Origin of the sequence: Pseudoalteromonas sp. P1-25 (genome assembly GCF_001401805.1) — a bacterium.
In the GTDB taxonomy this organism is placed as follows: Bacteria; Pseudomonadota; Gammaproteobacteria; order Enterobacterales; family Alteromonadaceae; genus Pseudoalteromonas.
This window is the reverse complement of record NZ_LKDW01000157.1, coordinates 1-207: the sequence shown is the minus strand read 5'-3', so window position 1 is coordinate 207 and position 207 is coordinate 1. Positions and strand designations below refer to the sequence as shown.

Genomic DNA, 207 nt, shown 5'->3' with positions numbered 1-207 from the left:
TATACGTGGCACAGTGACTGATGTTGAAGACGGCCAAACTGTTACCATCACTTTGAGCGATGGTATAAACGCGCCAATTGAAGTTCAAGTAACCGTTCAAAATGGCGAGTATGTTACTGATCCGATTGATGCAAGCGCATTAAACGATGGCACACTCACTGCCACAGCCAGCGTATCCGATGTGGCAGGCAACCCGATTTCAGCACA

The 207-nt window shown here is 47.8% G+C and carries 1 protein-coding gene; it reads left to right on the top strand.

Going from position 1 to position 207, the window contains the following annotated elements; all coding sequences use genetic code 11:
• Positions 1-13: 13 nt before the first annotated feature.
• The coding region (locus tag AN393_RS20380; protein ID WP_235576225.1) for a hypothetical protein at positions 14-207 on the top strand (194 nt) is incomplete at its 3' end.